A 14,643-nucleotide genomic window follows, 5' to 3' on the forward strand; every position below is an offset into this window, starting at 1 on the left:
GCGCCGGCCCAACGGCGCGGCGCCCGACCAAGGAGACAGCGAATGACTACCGCGCCCGCGGACCCCATGATCAAGCAGGACCGCGTTCCGCCGTCCGAGCCGGTCGCCTCCGGACCGAAGCGTTCCTCGGTGGCCCGGCGCCTCATCCCCTTCGGTTATCTGTCCCCGACGATCGTGCTCATCACGCTCCTGATGATCGTCCCGATCGTCATGGTGATCAGCTACTCGTTCCGGGACAACGTGATCGTCCAGGACAACTCGGTCTTCGCCGGGCTGGCCAACTACACCGAGGTCCTCACCGACCCCGACTTCCTGGCCGCGATCAAGAACACCGGCATCTTCATCACGGTCAGCATGGTGGCCCACCTGCTGCTCGGACTGGGCTTCGCCATGATGCTGAACAGCCCGCTGCTCGGCAACGTCACCAAGTCCCTGTTCCGGGTCGTGTACGTGCTGCCGTGGCTGTTCACCATCGCCGTGATCGCCGTCATCTGGCGGCTGCTGCTCGACCCGTCCGGCGTCGCGAACTACGTGCTGCAGACCCTGGGTCTGATCAACGAGGGCGTGAACTGGCTCGGTGACCCGGGCACGGCGCTCTGGAGCGTGACGTTCGCGAACATCTGGTCCGGCTACCCGTTCTTCATGATCAGCCTGCTGGCCGGCCTGCAGGGCATCCCCGGCGAGCTGTACGAGGCGGCGTCCGTCGACGGAGCCAGCCCGTGGCGCAAGTTCGTGCACGTGACGCTGCCGCAGCTACGCCCGGTGATCATCAGCATGGCCGTGCTCGACCTGATCTGGACGTCCCAGCAGTTCGCCCTCATCTGGATGATGACCGGCGGCGGACCGCTGAACTCCACCGAGATGCTCAGCACCTTCACCTACAAGCTGGCCTTCAGCGAGTACGAGTTCGCGATGGCCTCGGCCAGCGCGGTGGTCGTCCTGCTGCTGACGATGATCCTGGCCTTCTTCTACGTCCGCCAGCAAAGGGAGCGGTGACATGGCAACAGTGCTGCCCGGTAAAGCCGCACCCGGGATGACCCAGCGGACGCGCCGCATCCTGATGAAGACCGCCCTGTTCTTCGGCCTGGGCCTGGGCGCGATCTTCGCCGGCGCCCCCGTGCTGTGGATGCTGTCGACCTCGTTCAAGAGCAACGGCGAGGTGTTCCAGAACCCGCCCAAGCTGATCACCGAGAGCTTCTCGCTCGACGCCTACACGGCGATCCTGACCAACGGCGCGCAGCTGCGGTTCTTCCTCAACAGCTACATCGTGGCCATCGCGGTGACGGCGCTGACCCTGCTGGTCGGGATCCTGGCCGCGTACGCGTTCAGCCGCTTCACCTTCCCGTTCTCGAGGACCATCAACGCGGTCATCGTGAGCGTGCAGGCGGTGCCGCCGATCACCCTGGTCATCCCGTACTTCGGGCTCGTGGTGGGGCTCGGGCTCTACAACACGTACCCGGGACTGATCTTGACCCACATGGTCTTCACGCTGCCCTACGCGATCATCATGCTGACCGCGTACTTCAACACCCTGCCGAAAGAGCTGGACGAGTCGGTCAAGGTCGACGGCGGCAACAGCTGGACCGCGCTGTGGCGCATCCTCGTGCCGATCTCGGTGCCGGGTCTGATCGCGGTCGGCGTCTACACGTTCATGATCTCGTGGAACGAGTACCTGTTCGCGCTGGCCCTGACCCGCACCGACGACATGCGCACCGTGCCGATCGGCATCCAGCTGCTCATGGGCCAGCACTCGTACGAGTGGAACCAGATGATGGCCATGAGCATCCTCGGCTCCATCCCGGTTCTCATCCTCTTCCTCGTCTTCCAGCGGCGCTTCATCGGAGGCCTCACCTCCGGCGCCGTCAAGGCCTGACCCACCCCTGTTTATTGCGGAGACCCCGCGCAAAAGGAGAAACACGTAATGCTGACGACCGGCAAGGCGATCCTCGACGTCGCCAACGAGCACAACTTCGCCGTGCCCGCCTTCAACATCAGCGACTGGGCGATGTTCCGCGGCATCGTGGACATCAGCGAGCAGACCAACGCCCCGCTGATCGTGGCCATCCACCCCGACGAGGTGGCCCACATCGGCCGCGAGCTGATCCCGGGCATCATCGCCCGGGCCCACACCTCGACCGTGCCGATCGCCATCCACTGGGACCACGGCGCCACGTACGAGCAGGCCCTGCAGGCGGCCCAGTTCGGCTTCACCTCAGTGATGATCGACGCCTCGATGAAGCCGTTCGACGAGAACCTGGCCATCACCCGGAAGGTCACCGAGTCGGCCCACGTGCTCGGCATCTCGGTCGAGGGCGAGCTCGGCACCATCGGCGGCAACGACACGTACGCCGAGGGCGGCTCCGACACCATCATCTACACCGACCCCGACGACGCGGTCACCTACGTGCGTGAGACCGGCGTCGACAGCCTGGCCATCGCCATCGGCACCTTCCACGGCATGTACCCGGCCGACATGAAGCCGGAGCTCAAGCTCGACCTGCTCAAGGAGATCAAGGGCAAGGTCGGCATCCCGCTGGTGCTGCACGGCGGTTCCGGCAACCCGGACGACGAGATCCGCGAGGCCGCCCGCACCGGCATCAACAAAATCAACATCTCGACCGACATCAAGGTCGCGTACCACAGCAAGATGCGCGAGATCCTCGGCAACGACCCCAAGACCCGCGAGCCCAACGCGATCCAGCCCGCCTGCATCGCGGCCATGAACGAGGTCGCCGCCCAGAAGATCGAGCTGTTCGGCGCCGCCGGCAAGGCCAAGCTCTACTGACATGGCCGACGCGTCCCGTGTACTCCTGGGCCTCGGCGGTTGCGTCGACTACGAGTTGAAGCTGACCGCCTCCACCTTGGAAAAGTTGGTCGCTGAGTACGGCATCCAGCCGGCGGAGCTCGACCCGCCGGGGCCGGCTTTCGTGGCGAACGAACGGGACCTGGTCGTGTCGATCCTCGGGTACGTCGCGCGGGGCGGAGGGGGCGAGCACTTCGTCGCCTCCGCCCCGGCGCTCGAGACCTTCGCCGGCCGGTTCCCGCACCGCCAGACCCTGGGCGGCACCTCGGTGCGCGCGGGGATCCTCCTGGACCGGCTCGGTATTCCGTCAACGTGGCATCTGGTGAGCGTCAACGACACCTTCCGGCGTTTGGCGCCCGCCTCGACTTCCTACTTTTCCTCCGGCACCGAGGACACCACGTATCCGCACCTGATCGTGCAGTACGACAAAGGGCTGCGGGTTTCGATGGGGGACGTCGCGCTCGAGGCGCCGTTCCCGAACCGCCTGATCTATGTGAACGACCCGGCCAACGACACGATGGTGCTGGATTCTTCCCTCAGCGCGAGGCTCAGCCAGGCCGAGGTCTTCCTGATCTCGGGCTTCAACGCCATGCGCGACCCGGACCTGCTCGACCGGCGCATGGCCGAGCTGCGCGAGCACATGCGGCAGCTGCCCTCGACCGCGATCACGTATTTCGAGGACGCGGCCTATCACGAGCCGTCGTACAGTCGCCGGGTGCGGGAGGCGCTGCTCGACCGGATCGACATCTACGGGCTCAACGAGGACGAATTGCAGTCCTACCTCGGCCGGTCCGTCGACCTTCTTTCCGTACGCGAGGTAGTGGCCGCACTGGCCGACATCACGGCCCTGATCCCGGTGCCGACGCTCGTGCTGCACACCAAGTACTGGGCGCTGTCCGCGGGGGTCGCGTACGCGTCAGCCCTGGACAGCGGGACCGTCATGGCGGCCACCCGGTACGTGCACGGCGACTCCTTCACCGACGAGGACGTGGCTCTGTTACGGGCGCGCCCCCGCCGAACGGAGTCGGTGGAGTTCGCGCTCGCGATCGAGGAACGCCTCGGCACCTCGGTGCGGTGTGTCCCCGGCTTCCAGTTGGATGTCGCCAACCCCACTACGGTCGGTCTGGGCGACACTTTCGTCGGTGGCTTTCTCTCCGCACTCGCACAAAGGGATGCTTGATGACGGTCGTAACACTGCCCGCCAACCAACCTTCGACGTTCTATCGCGGCGCGGGGCGGATCGCTGAATTCCGCAACGTTCCCGCGCGGGCCGACTATCCGGAGGACTGGGTCGGCTCGGTGTCGACGCGGTTCGACCTGGCGCCGTCGGGGTTGTCCGCGCTGCCGGACGGGCGACTGCTGATCGACGCCATTACGGCCGAGCCGCGCTACTGGCTGGGGCCGGATCGCGCGGACACGGGAGTGCTGGTCAAACTGCTCGATGCGGGGCAGCGGCTGCCGTTGCACGTACACCCGGACCGCACCTTCGCCAATGCGCACCTGGCTTCCCCGTACGGAAAGACCGAAGCTTGGGTGATTGTGTCCGCGCGGCCCGATGCTTTCGTGCACCTGGGCTTCAGCCGCGACGTCTCATCCTCTGAATTGGCCGGGTGGGTCGCGGCGCAGAGGACGTCAGAAATGCTGGCGGCCACGAATCGCATCCCGGTGGCGGCCGGCGATGCGATTCTGTGCCCGGCGGGGGTGCCGCACGCCATCGGCGACGGGATCCTGCTGGTCGAGATCCAGGAGCCGACCGACTTCTCGGTGCTGCTCGAATACGAGGGATTCGGGCTGAGCGACGGTCACCTGGGGCTGGGGTACGACCAGGCGTTGCAGTGCGTGGACCGCAGCGCGTGGTCGGCGTCCCGCCTCTCGGCTCTCCGGGGTGCCGCCGATCGGCTGCTGCCGGCGGCGGCCGACGAATTCTTCAAGGCCGAGCGGCTGCACGGGGGAGACCGGGTGGCCCGGGGGTTCAGCGTGCTCGTCGTGGTGTCCGGCGAGGGCACGTTGACGGGGGAGAGCGATGACCTGGCGGTCCGCCGGGGGGACACGCTGCTGATCCCGCACGCGGCGGGACAGCTTCAGCTCGGCGGTTCGGTCGAGGCGATTCGGCTGACGGGCAACTAGCGCAACCAGTCGGCCAGGCGGCGTGGCATGTCGTTCACCCGTACCTCGACATGCGGCGCGGCCTGGCCGACGGCGTTCGCGAACTCCTCGAAGTCGCGGCCGCTGAGCACGTACCAGACTCGGCCGTCCTGGTTGGCGATCACGGCGGAGCCGGCGTCCACCGGGAAGCCGATCTCGGCCAGATCCTGCAATCGGATGCGATATCGGGCCAGGGGGGCGCGCAGGCGGAGCTCGGTGTCGGTCAGGTCCAGGCGGTAGATCATCTGGCGCGATGCCCACCACCAGGCCAGGGGGATGGCGATCAGCAGGAACAGGGTTTCTGTCCACCAAGCCGCGGCGTCTATGAACAGGGCTGTGATCGGTAGCGCGATTGTGGCTACCGCTAGCAGCGGGTAGACGAGCCAGGCGCCCCGAAAGCGATACGTACGCTCCACCATGGATGGATTCCTTACCCAGGTTGGGGCTGTTGTAAGACCCCGTTCTTCTTGCGCTTTGACGGCTGGGGACGAGGGTGTCCATGCCTGGCTGAAAAGCAACTACGCCTGGCATGGACACCCTCGTCCCCAGCCTTGCGTGGGGTCCACCTCGCCGTAGCGTCTGGGTCGTTGCTTCTCTCGGTGCGTGGCTCGGCTGGGGGAACCCGTGCGGGTTCGGGGTCCGGCTTCCGCGTTTTCGTGAAGGTGGGACTTTCTCTTACTCGGGCCGGCCTTGGCGGTGGTTTCGCGTTCGTACCGTGCCGGTTGCGCGTTGGGGTGGTTGCGGTGTCAAAGTCGTCCTGGTCGGGGGTCGACTATAGGACGATCAACTGTATATTGGCGGGCATGGCGAGCATGCGGCGACCGAGCTTCTTGATTCTGTCGGCGTTGGCTCCGGCGCCGTTGCACGGGTATGCGGTGATCAAGGAAGTGGCTCGGCTGTCGGAGGACAAGACGCGGCTTGCCGCGGGCACGTTGTATGCGGCGCTTGATCGGCTCAGCGATGAGGGGCTTGTCGAGGTGGACCGTGAGGAGACTGTTGAGGGCAGGCTTCGTCGTTACTACCGGCTGACGGATCTGGGCATCGCTTCGCTGGCTGCTGAGGCTGAGCAGATGCGCCGGGACGTACGGATGGTCACTCAGCGGTTGAGCGGAGCTCGTCCCGCTGGTGCGCCTCGCCCGGCCTGAAACCGCTGAAGGGAACAACATGCGCGACGACGTCCGGTCCAGGCGGTTGGCTCGCGGGTATCGGTGGTGGCTGCTCGCCTATCCTCGCGCGTATCGGCGTTCGCGTGGTTCGGAGATCGTTGCGACGTTGCTCGACGCGGCTGAACCTGAGCGGTCGCGGCCGGCGGTGCGCGAGGCTGCGCTGCTGGTGCGGCACGGGTTGGGTCGGCGGGTGGCCGAGTTCGGGCGTCGGGCGTTCGTGGTCGCGGCCATCGCGGGCGTGCTCGGTGGGCTGAGCGGGATCGCGCTCGGCTCGTGGCTGAGCTGGCGGGACGTGGACCCGATGGCGCCGGACAAGGCCACGGCGATCAGCCTCGCGCCGACGGTGCTGCCGGTCCCGTTCGACGAGCGGGCCGACCAGTTCGGGCGGAAGACCTTCTGGAACCCGTACAGCAAGGAAACGTTGTTCGGCGGCACCGGCGTCCGGGTCGGCCGGACCAGTGTGACCGCCAATATGCCTCCGCGCAGCGGCGTCGAGCAGGTCGCTGCTGCGGTCAGTCAGCAGATGCGGGGGCACGGCTGGCGGGACGTTCGCACCGAGGTCCAGCGCAATGGTCCGCAGGCTGAGGCCGCTGTGGTCGCCGAGGTGACCGGCACGCGGGGCGGCTATCTCGCCGCCGTGCAGATCGGCCAGACCAGCACGACCGGCCTGAACCTCGACGTGATGTGGGCCGAGCCGCCCGGCCACGTGCGCGACACCGTCCTCGGCGGCGTGGCCGGTGCTCTGCTCGGCGCCCTGTTCGGGCTATTCACCGCGAGGCGCATGCGCCGCCAAGGGCCAAGCCTGCAGCGGGCGTACTCGAGACTCTGTGTTGCCACGTTGCTGATGCTCACCCCGGCCTGTCTGGGCAACATCCCCACCTCGACCGGCTCCCTGCTGGCCAACACCCAGCGCAACGGGCACGGCCCCTCGGTGTACTGGGGCGGTTTCGTCATCCGCGGCGCCGAGCCGCTGGCCATCCTGTCGCTGCTCCCGATCCTCGCGATCGTCGTCTGTTGCCTCTGGCCCCAGCGAGCTACCGTCCGCACACCCACCACAGCCTGACCGCAATCGACGTCAGCGCGCGGCTCTGCCGTCCGGCAGGGGCGTGGCTTTGCCGCCCGGTAGGGGTTCGGCGAGGCGTGGCCGGGGCGGGTTGCCGCATTGCCGCGCGTCGCCGAACCCCTGCTTCCGGTTGGGTCAGGCGCTTACGTGTACGTAGTCGATCAGCATGCGACTCTCGTCGGGCAGGCCGGCGGGGTTGCCCTGGCCGAAATTGCCGCCGACGGCGAGGTTGAGAATGACGAAGAACTCGTGTTCGAAGACCCAGTCGACGTTGCCCTTGGCGGCGCGTAGGGAGTCGGGGGTGGCGCGGAAGAACTCGTTGCCGTCCACGGTCCAGACGATCAGGTTGGGGGACCAGTCGACGGCGTACGTGTGGAAGTCCTGGTGCCAGGGGGTGCCGGAGACGATCTGGTTGCCGTAGGACTCGCCGCCCGAGTAGCCGGGACCGTGCAGGGTGCCGAAGAGCTGGTTGGGCTCGCGGCCGACGACCTCCATGATGTCGATCTCGCCGTCGGCCGGCCAGTTGTTGCCGCCCAGCATCCAGAAAGCGGGCCAGAGACCGGAGCCGTCGGGGACCTTGATCCGGGCCTCGACTCGCCCGTACTGCTGGGTGAATTTGCCGTTGGTCTGGATTCGGCCCGAGGTGAACTGGCAGGCGCCGTTCCAGCAGTCGTTGTGGCCGCCGCTGCCCTTGCGGGCGGTGATGACCAGGTTGCCTTGGCCGTCCTGGGCCACGTTGCCCGTGCCGTCGGTGTAGTACTGCAGCTCCTGGTTGCCCCAGCCGTTGCCGCCGGTGTCGAAGTTCCACTTGGACGTGTCGACGCCGGCGCCGGCCGGGCCGTTGAAGTCCTCGTTCCAGACGACCGCGGCCTCGGCGGTGTCGCTGCGGGAGCCGACTGCCAGGCCTGCGCCCAAGGTGACGGTGAGGGCCGTGGCTGCGATGAAGAACCTTGATTTACGCATTGGGGGATTCCTCCGGGGAGAGGGACAAGACGTAACAATCCCCAACATAGACCCCACTCACTCAGCCGACGCAAGTCCGACCATCACCTTCACGTTCTGTCACCCAGCGGCGAGGCGCAACTCGACAGTCGACGTTGGCCCGGACTCGTCGGCCCTGTTGGTGAGGGGTTTGACCTGGTGTTCGACGCCCGCGTCAGCGTCGCCACGGTGACCCGCAGTACGGGGCGGACCCGGTTGCCGGACCTGTGCGAACGTGCCCGAACGGGCAGGATCCCGCGCCGTCTTTCAGCACGGTTGGGCCATCGGCTGGCCGCCGGGTTGAGCGGGTGGCCGGCCGCCGGGCCGGCCGTGGGAGCGGCCGGCCCGGGACTCGGTCAGCGGTCTGTCGGCGGGCGGTAGAGGTCGCACTGGCGGCCTTGCTCGGCCTGGCGGAGGGACCAGCCGCTGCAAAGGCGCACCGGGGGCTGCACGCCCCGGAACATGTAGTTGGCCTGGACCCGCACCTTGGTGCGGCCCGGTCCGCAGTGGCGGCCGAACGTCTGCCATTCGAGGCCGTCGGCGGGGCCGCTGCGGCCGACCTGGATGACGGCGCAGCGGAAGTAGTCGCGACCGGTCAGGGTCCCGGTGACGCGGATGGGCGGTGCCGGCTGCTCCGGGATGCTCATCATATGGTCATACGATCCGGACGCGACCACGCCGCCGCTGACCAGGCGGAACGTGTTGTTTCCGGTCGCTGCCGCGGGTCCAGCGGTGGCAGTCGCACCGATTCCGGCCGCGATCAGCACCCCGAGCGTGCGTAGAACAAGAGACCGCATCGTCTGCTCCTTCGAAGAAGGCGAACGGCGACCCGGACGAGCCGCCACAAGCAGAACGCGGAACTGGGCCTTCTGGTCTCGCCGAAGGCGCTCGAGAGCTCGATCGCCGTGACCGCGATCGGCCGGCATCAGGAGCGTCCGGCGGCTACCTCGCCCTCGCTGCGCAGGATGCAGAACTCGTTCCCCTCCGGATCGGCCAGCACGACCCACCCCGTTCCGTCGGGATTGCGCAGGTCGGACACGGTGGTCGCGCCGAGCTCGGTCAGCCGCGCGTACTCCTCGTCGCGCGTGCCCTCGGCCGGCCGCAGATCCAGGTGGATCCGGTTCTTGACCTGCTTGGTGTCCGGCGCCTCGATGAACAGGAGCCGGTGCCGCCCGTCAGCCGAGAAGATCATGCACTCCTCGTGCCCGGGCTCGTTCGGATCGTCGGGATCCTCTCGATAATCGAGAACCGATTGCCACCAGCGCGACAGGGTGAACGCGTCGGCACAATCGACGGTGGTGTGCGAGACGTAGGAGGTCATCGCCCGATGATGCCAACTCCGCGGCCACCGGACGACTGATACGAACGACTATCGGTTATCGGCTATCGATCAGCGAGCAACGATGTGAGAGGCGTCGATGGTCGACGAGCTGCCCGGACCTGGCTGCCGGCTGGTCCGGTCAGTCCGGGTCTTCTTTGACTCGGGCTACCAATTGGGTGGGGTTGACGAAGCGTAGGGCGATCACCAGCAGCACCAGCATGGAGGCCGTGTAGAGGACGGCCATGGCGTCGACGGACTGCTGGGCTCGGATGCCGGCGGCGGACATCGAGTAGTAGAGGGCTACCACCAGGGTTTGCGAGTCGGGGCCGGCCGTGAGGAAGGTCAGTTCGAACATGCCTACCGTGCGGACCAGGACCAGGATCGAGGCGGCCAAGATGCCGGGGACCAGCAAAGGGGCGAGGATACGGGCGAAGATCTGCCAGGTCTTGGCGCCGCACATGCGGGCTGCTCGTTCGATCGCCGGGTCGATCTGCTCGATGAACGGGGTCATGGTCAGGATGACGAACGGGATGGACGGGACCAGGTTGGCCAGCACGACGCCGGTCAGGTGGCCCGCGAAACCGTACTTGTAAAGGACTGTGGCCAGCGGGATGCCGTAAGTGATGGGGGGCATCAGGATCGGCAGCAGGAACAACAGGTAGACGAGGCGGCGGCCGGGGAAGGAGCGGCGAGCCAGCACGTACGAAGCGGGCACGCCGACCAGGACCGAGATGCCGACCACCAGCACCGCCACCTCGAGGGTGACCACCATGACGTTGAGCAGGCCGAACTCGGTCCAAGCGGTGGCGTACCACTGGGTGGTCCAGCCTGAGGGCAGCCATGTGTCGAACCAGCGCTCGCCGAACGAGTTGACCACCACCGAGGCGATGACGCCGGCCAGATTGATCAGGAAGAACGCGACAGCGCCCCAGATCAGCCAGGACGTGGGCGAGGCGACGATCCGGCGGCTCATCCTTTGCCTCCCGTCGAGCCGGTGTACAGCAGCGAGCGCAGGCCCAGCACGATGGCGACGACCAGCAGCTCGACCACGCCCATGACGACGGCGATCGCGCTGCCCAGCGAGTAGTCGTAGACCTCGTACGCGGCGTGGTAGGCGGCGATCGAGATGACGCGGGTCGTGCCGGCGGGGTCGCCGACCAACACGGCCGACGGGAAGACGCTGAAGGCGAGTACGAACGTGAGGCAGAACGTGGTGGCCAGGCCGGGGGCGAGCAGCGGCAGGGTGATCCGCTGGAAGCGCTGGCGGCGCCCGGCCCCGAGCGTGGCCGCGGCTCGTTCCAGTGTCGGGTCGATACCCGACAGGTAGGACAGGATGAGCAGGAAGGCGAACGGGAATCCGGTGATGACCAGCGAGAAGAAAACGCCCCAGTAGTTGTTGGTCAGGCGGATCGGCTCGTCCACGAAGAACAGCAGTCGATTGAACCATCCGGCCGGGCCGAGATAGTTGAGCAGGCCCTCGGCGGTGAGCACGGTGCCCAGCGTGATCGGCACGACCAGCACCGTTGTGAGCAGGCGCTTGCCGCGGAAACGGCCGCGCATTCGATAAGCGATCGGCACCGACGCGGCCACGTTGAGGATGGCGGCGGGCAGGGACAGACTGAGCGTGGTGGCGATCGTGTCGCGCTGGTAGGCGTCGGCGAAGAACGCGCGGTACGCGCCGAACACCCCGCCCTCGGCCGGTTGGAAGGACAAGCCGATTCCGTACGCGAAGGGGTAGACGAAAAGGGCCAGGACACACGCCAATCCGGGTACGAGCAGCCACAGTTGCCGGTCGACCCCGCGCTCGGCCAGGCGATGCCGCACGGCCAGGCGGGTCTGGGTCCGGGTCATGACGGGAACACCAGGACCCGGGCGGGTGCGGCCGTGACCGTGATCTGGTCTCCCGGCGCCGGTCGCGTGGCCGCCCGCAGGTGCACCGCGTCCCCGGACTGCGTGCGGGCCTCGACGGCCAGCTCGCGGCCCTGATATTCGACGACCTCGACGGTGACCGGCACGCCGGAGCCGCCCTCGTGCAGGTCTTCGGGGCGGATGCCGGCTACCACGTCGTCGCCGGGGGAGAGCGGGCCGACCGCGGTGCCTTCCAGCGTCAGGCCCGATCCCTCGACGGCCACGACCGGGCCGTGCACCGCCTTCACCTTCATCGGCAGCAGATTGCGATAGCCCATGAAGTCGGCCACGTGACGGTTGGCCGGGCGCTCGTGCAGATCCTCGGGGGTGCCGATCTGCTCGACCCGGCCGTCGCGCAGCACGACCAGGCGGTCGGCCAGCGACAGCGCCTCTTCCTGGTCGTGCGTCACATAAACCGTGGTGAGCCCGAGCGTCTGGTGGAGACGGCGGATCTCCGTACGCATTTCGAGCCGTAGCTTCGCGTCCAGGTTGGACAACGGCTCGTCCATCAGCACCAGCGACGGTTCGAGCACCACGGCCCGGGCAATGGCGACACGTTGTTGCTGCCCGCCGGAGAGTTGGCCCGGCAGCTTCTTGGCGTGCTCCTCCAACCGTACGAGGGAAAGGGCTTGATCTGTTCGGCGGCGCACTTCGTCGCGGGGCAGACGCCGCATCTGCAGCCCGAACGCGATGTTTTTGCGCACCGACAAATGGGGGAAGAGCGCGTAGCTCTGGAACACCATGCCGAAGCCGCGTTTCTCGGGTGGCAGCGTGTCGAGCCGGGCGCCGTCCTGCCAGATGCTGCCCTCGGACAATGGCAGCAGGCCGGCCAGGCAGTTGAGCGCGGTCGATTTGCCGCAGCCGGACGGGCCGAGCAGCGCGATGAACTCGCCGCGGCGGATCGTCAGGCTCAGGCCGGCCAGGGCGTCCTGGCCGCCGAAGCGACGCCGGACGCCGTCGAGGCGCAACTCGTCGAAGCCGGTCACTTCTTCACCTTGGCGCCGCCGATCTCCCTGTCCCAGCGGTCGAACGCGGCCACCAGCGACTTGGCGTCCAGGGGCACCTCGACCGGGTTGTCGGCGATGAGCTGCTCGTACTCGGGCCGGCCGAACTCGGCCAGCGCCTGCTGGCTCTCGGCGGGAGCCATGCTGAGCGTCACGTCCTTGATCGCCGGGCCCGGATAGAAGTAGCCCTTGTCGTACGCCTTGGCCTGTTGCTCCGGAGAGAGCATGTCTTTCAACAGATTGAGGATGGCGGCCTGCTTGGCCACGGGCACGCCGCGCGGGATGACCGCGTAGTGCGCGTCGGTGACCCAGTGGAAACCGTCGAGCGTGCCGACCGCGGCCTCCTTGGGCACGGTGCCGAGCACACGCGGGTTGATGTCCCAGCCGGTCGTGGTCGCGATGATCTTGGCTGAGCCGTTGGCCAGGTTCTTCATCGTCTCGGACGTGCTCGACGGGTAGAGCGTCACGTACTTGTTGAGTTCGGCCAGGTAGGCCCACGTCTTCGACCAGCCGTTGACCGGGTCTTTCGGGTCGCTGTCGCCGAGCAGGTAGGGCAGACCCATCAGGAACGTCCGCCCGGGGCCCGAGTTCGACGGCCGGGCGTACTGCACGGCGCCGGGGTTCGCTTTGGCGTACGCCAGCAGGGCCTCAGCTGTCTTGGGCGGTTCGGGCACCTTGGCCGGCAGGTATTCGATCAGCGGTCCGGACGGGTAGTACGTGACGGTGACGCCGTGGTCGCCGGCCAGCTTCTGCATGGCCGCCGCGCCCGGCAGGTAGTTGGCCATGCCGGGCAGCCGGGCCGCGTGGGTGGGCAGCAGCGGGTTCCACAGTCCCTGGTCGATGCCCGCGGCCAGGCCGTCGACGCCGGTCAGCACGAGGTCGATGTCGACGCGGTCGGCCGCCTGCTGCGCCTTGACCTTGCCGACCAGTTCGGGCGCGGTGGCCTTGGAGTAGGTGACCTTCTCGATCTGGTCCTTGTTCCTGGCCGCGAAGTCGTCGATCATGCCCTGGGTCAGCTGCAGGTTGCCGGCCACGTCGAGGACGTTGAGGGTGACGGCGCGGTCCGGCTTCTCGGGCACCGGCCCGTCGGTGGCGCCACCCCCGCTGTTCGGGCTGTCGGGCGCGCCGCACGAGGCGAGCAACAGGGCAGTAGCGGCAAGAGCGAATTTGGTACGTGCCATGGGGGTGCCCTTCGTCAGCGGGCGGGACCGGTGGAGCCCCGCACCATGAGTTGGGTCGGCAGTTCACGCCGGACGGCCGGCTTGCGGTCCAGCAGGAGGTCGACACCGGCCTGGCCGGCTTCCTCCTTGGGCAGTGCGACGGTGGTGAGCGCGGGATGGACCATCTCGGCCAGCGGGATGTCGTCGAAGCCGAGCACGCTGATGTCGCCGGGCACGGACACGCCGCGGGCCGCGAAGCGGTGCAGCAGGCCGAGCGCGACCAGATCGTTGTAAGCGATAACAGCGGTGACATTTGAGGCGAGCACGCTGTCGGCGACGGAGACGCCGCCGTGGAACTGGGGAGCCACGTTCCCGAACTCGGTGAGTTCCACTTCAGACTTGCGGGTGACCGCGCGCAGCGACCTGACTCGCTCGCGGTTGGCCCACGAACTGCGCGGGCCGGCCACGTACGCGATCTTTTTGTGGCTCAGGGCGACCAGGTGGCTCACTGCTTGGCGCATGCCGTCGAGAAACTCGGCGGTCACGGACGGGACGCCGGGGATGCGGCGGTAGACGAGCACAGTGGGGACCTCGGCGGCCAGCTCGCGCAGCTCGGCCTCGGCCATGCGGGGGGAGCAGAGCACCATGCCGTCGACCTGTTTGGCCAGCTTGCGCACGAGGCCGGCCTCGGCCGCCGGGTCCTCGTCGGTGTCGGCCAGGAAGACGGCGTGGTCGGCCTCGTGGGCGCGGCCCTGCACGCCCTTGACGATGCTGGGGAAGAACGGGTTGGCCAGGTCGGGCACGAGCAGGCCGAGGTTGCCGGTGCGGCCGGTGATCAGGCCGCGGGCGGCCCGGTTGGGGTGGTAGCCGAGGCTGGCCGCGACCTCGCGGACGCGCTCGCGGGTGGCCGGGCGCACCACCTCGGGGCTGGACAACGCCCGGGTCACCGTGGCCGTCGAGACGCCGGCCACGCGTGCGACCTCCTTGATGGTCACTGCCACGCGGCCAGCTTCTGATCTGTCACGAGATCATGTCAAGACATCGAGCATGATCACTGTAAACCTTTTCATCAACCGACAAAGAACGGCCCGC

General features: G+C 67.7%; 16 protein-coding genes. 7 read left to right on the forward strand and 9 right to left on the reverse strand.

Going from position 1 to position 14,643, the window contains the following annotated elements; all coding sequences use genetic code 11:
- Nucleotides 1–42 precede the first annotated feature (42 nt).
- From M1L60_RS00565 to M1L60_RS00585, 5 genes are read left to right on the forward strand one after another with little or no spacing between them, the layout of a single operon-like run.
- Nucleotides 43–996, forward strand: a complete 954-nt coding sequence (locus tag M1L60_RS00565) for a carbohydrate ABC transporter permease (RefSeq protein ID WP_253235218.1) — start codon at nt 43–45, stop codon at nt 994–996.
- Nucleotide 997: 1 nt separating this feature from the next.
- Nucleotides 998–1,873 (forward strand): carbohydrate ABC transporter permease, encoded by an 876-nt coding sequence (locus tag M1L60_RS00570; protein WP_253235219.1) that lies wholly within the window; start codon nt 998–1,000, stop codon nt 1,871–1,873.
- 48 nt (nt 1,874–1,921) lie between these two features.
- Nucleotides 1,922–2,785 (forward strand): ketose-bisphosphate aldolase, encoded by an 864-nt coding sequence (locus M1L60_RS00575; protein ID WP_253235220.1) that lies wholly within the window; start codon nt 1,922–1,924, stop codon nt 2,783–2,785.
- 1 nt (nt 2,786) lies between these two features.
- Nucleotides 2,787–3,983: an ADP-dependent glucokinase/phosphofructokinase gene (locus tag M1L60_RS00580; RefSeq protein WP_253235221.1), complete on the forward strand. Its 1,197-nt coding sequence runs from the start codon at nt 2,787–2,789 to the stop codon at nt 3,981–3,983.
- Entirely contained in the window at nt 3,983–4,930 is a 948-nt protein-coding gene (locus M1L60_RS00585; RefSeq protein ID WP_253235222.1) for a class I mannose-6-phosphate isomerase, read from the forward strand. Before M1L60_RS00580 ends, M1L60_RS00585 begins: the two co-directional genes overlap by 1 nt.
- Here the strand turns inward: M1L60_RS00585 and M1L60_RS00590 are convergent.
- Nucleotides 4,927–5,367: a hypothetical protein gene (locus M1L60_RS00590; protein WP_253235223.1), complete on the reverse strand. Its 441-nt coding sequence runs from the start codon at nt 5,365–5,367 to the stop codon at nt 4,927–4,929. The two genes, M1L60_RS00585 and M1L60_RS00590, sit on opposite strands and share 4 nt — an antisense overlap.
- A gap of 384 nt (nt 5,368–5,751) precedes the next feature.
- Between M1L60_RS00590 and M1L60_RS00595 the strand changes: the two genes are divergently transcribed.
- Nucleotides 5,752–6,093: a PadR family transcriptional regulator gene (locus tag M1L60_RS00595; protein WP_253235224.1), complete on the forward strand. Its 342-nt coding sequence runs from the start codon at nt 5,752–5,754 to the stop codon at nt 6,091–6,093.
- 127 nt (nt 6,094–6,220) lie between these two features.
- Nucleotides 6,221–7,177 carry a hypothetical protein gene (locus tag M1L60_RS00600; RefSeq protein WP_253235225.1) on the forward strand — a complete coding sequence of 319 codons (957 nt, stop codon included), beginning with the start codon at nt 6,221–6,223 and terminating at the stop codon, nt 7,175–7,177.
- Between the two features lie 135 nt (nt 7,178–7,312).
- Here M1L60_RS00600 and M1L60_RS00605 read toward each other — a convergent pair whose 3' ends face one another.
- From M1L60_RS00605 to M1L60_RS00640, 8 genes are all read right to left on the reverse strand, one after another.
- Nucleotides 7,313–8,140, reverse strand: coding sequence for a glycoside hydrolase family 16 protein (locus M1L60_RS00605; protein WP_253235226.1), 828 nt, complete (start codon nt 8,138–8,140; stop codon nt 7,313–7,315).
- A gap of 374 nt (nt 8,141–8,514) precedes the next feature.
- The gene (locus tag M1L60_RS00610) at nt 8,515–8,955 is read right to left on the reverse strand and encodes a hypothetical protein (RefSeq protein WP_253235227.1); all 441 of its coding nucleotides are present in this window, start codon (nt 8,953–8,955) and stop codon (nt 8,515–8,517) included.
- Nucleotides 8,956–9,083: 128 nt separating this feature from the next.
- Nucleotides 9,084–9,479: a VOC family protein gene (locus M1L60_RS00615; RefSeq protein WP_253235228.1), complete on the reverse strand. Its 396-nt coding sequence runs from the start codon at nt 9,477–9,479 to the stop codon at nt 9,084–9,086.
- A 139-nt stretch (nt 9,480–9,618) separates the two neighbouring features.
- Entirely contained in the window at nt 9,619–10,452 is an 834-nt protein-coding gene (locus tag M1L60_RS00620) for an ABC transporter permease (RefSeq protein ID WP_253235229.1), read from the reverse strand.
- Nucleotides 10,449–11,330, reverse strand: coding sequence for an ABC transporter permease (locus M1L60_RS00625; protein WP_253235230.1), 882 nt, complete (start codon nt 11,328–11,330; stop codon nt 10,449–10,451). The genes M1L60_RS00620 and M1L60_RS00625 overlap by 4 nt, the downstream gene beginning before the upstream one ends.
- Nucleotides 11,327–12,373 carry an ABC transporter ATP-binding protein gene (locus tag M1L60_RS00630; protein WP_253235231.1) on the reverse strand — a complete coding sequence of 349 codons (1,047 nt, stop codon included), beginning with the start codon at nt 12,371–12,373 and terminating at the stop codon, nt 11,327–11,329. Before M1L60_RS00630 ends, M1L60_RS00625 begins: the two co-directional genes overlap by 4 nt.
- Complete coding sequence (locus tag M1L60_RS00635; protein WP_253235232.1) at nt 12,370–13,572, reverse strand: extracellular solute-binding protein; 1,203 nt, start codon at nt 13,570–13,572, stop codon at nt 12,370–12,372. Before M1L60_RS00635 ends, M1L60_RS00630 begins: the two co-directional genes overlap by 4 nt.
- Before the next feature lie 14 nt (nt 13,573–13,586).
- Nucleotides 13,587–14,552 (reverse strand): LacI family DNA-binding transcriptional regulator, encoded by a 966-nt coding sequence (locus tag M1L60_RS00640; protein WP_253235233.1) that lies wholly within the window; start codon nt 14,550–14,552, stop codon nt 13,587–13,589.
- Nucleotides 14,553–14,643: the final 91 nt, after the last annotated feature.

The organism is Paractinoplanes aksuensis, assembly GCF_024137025.1.
Lineage (GTDB): Bacteria > Actinomycetota > Actinomycetes > Mycobacteriales > Micromonosporaceae > Actinoplanes > Actinoplanes aksuensis.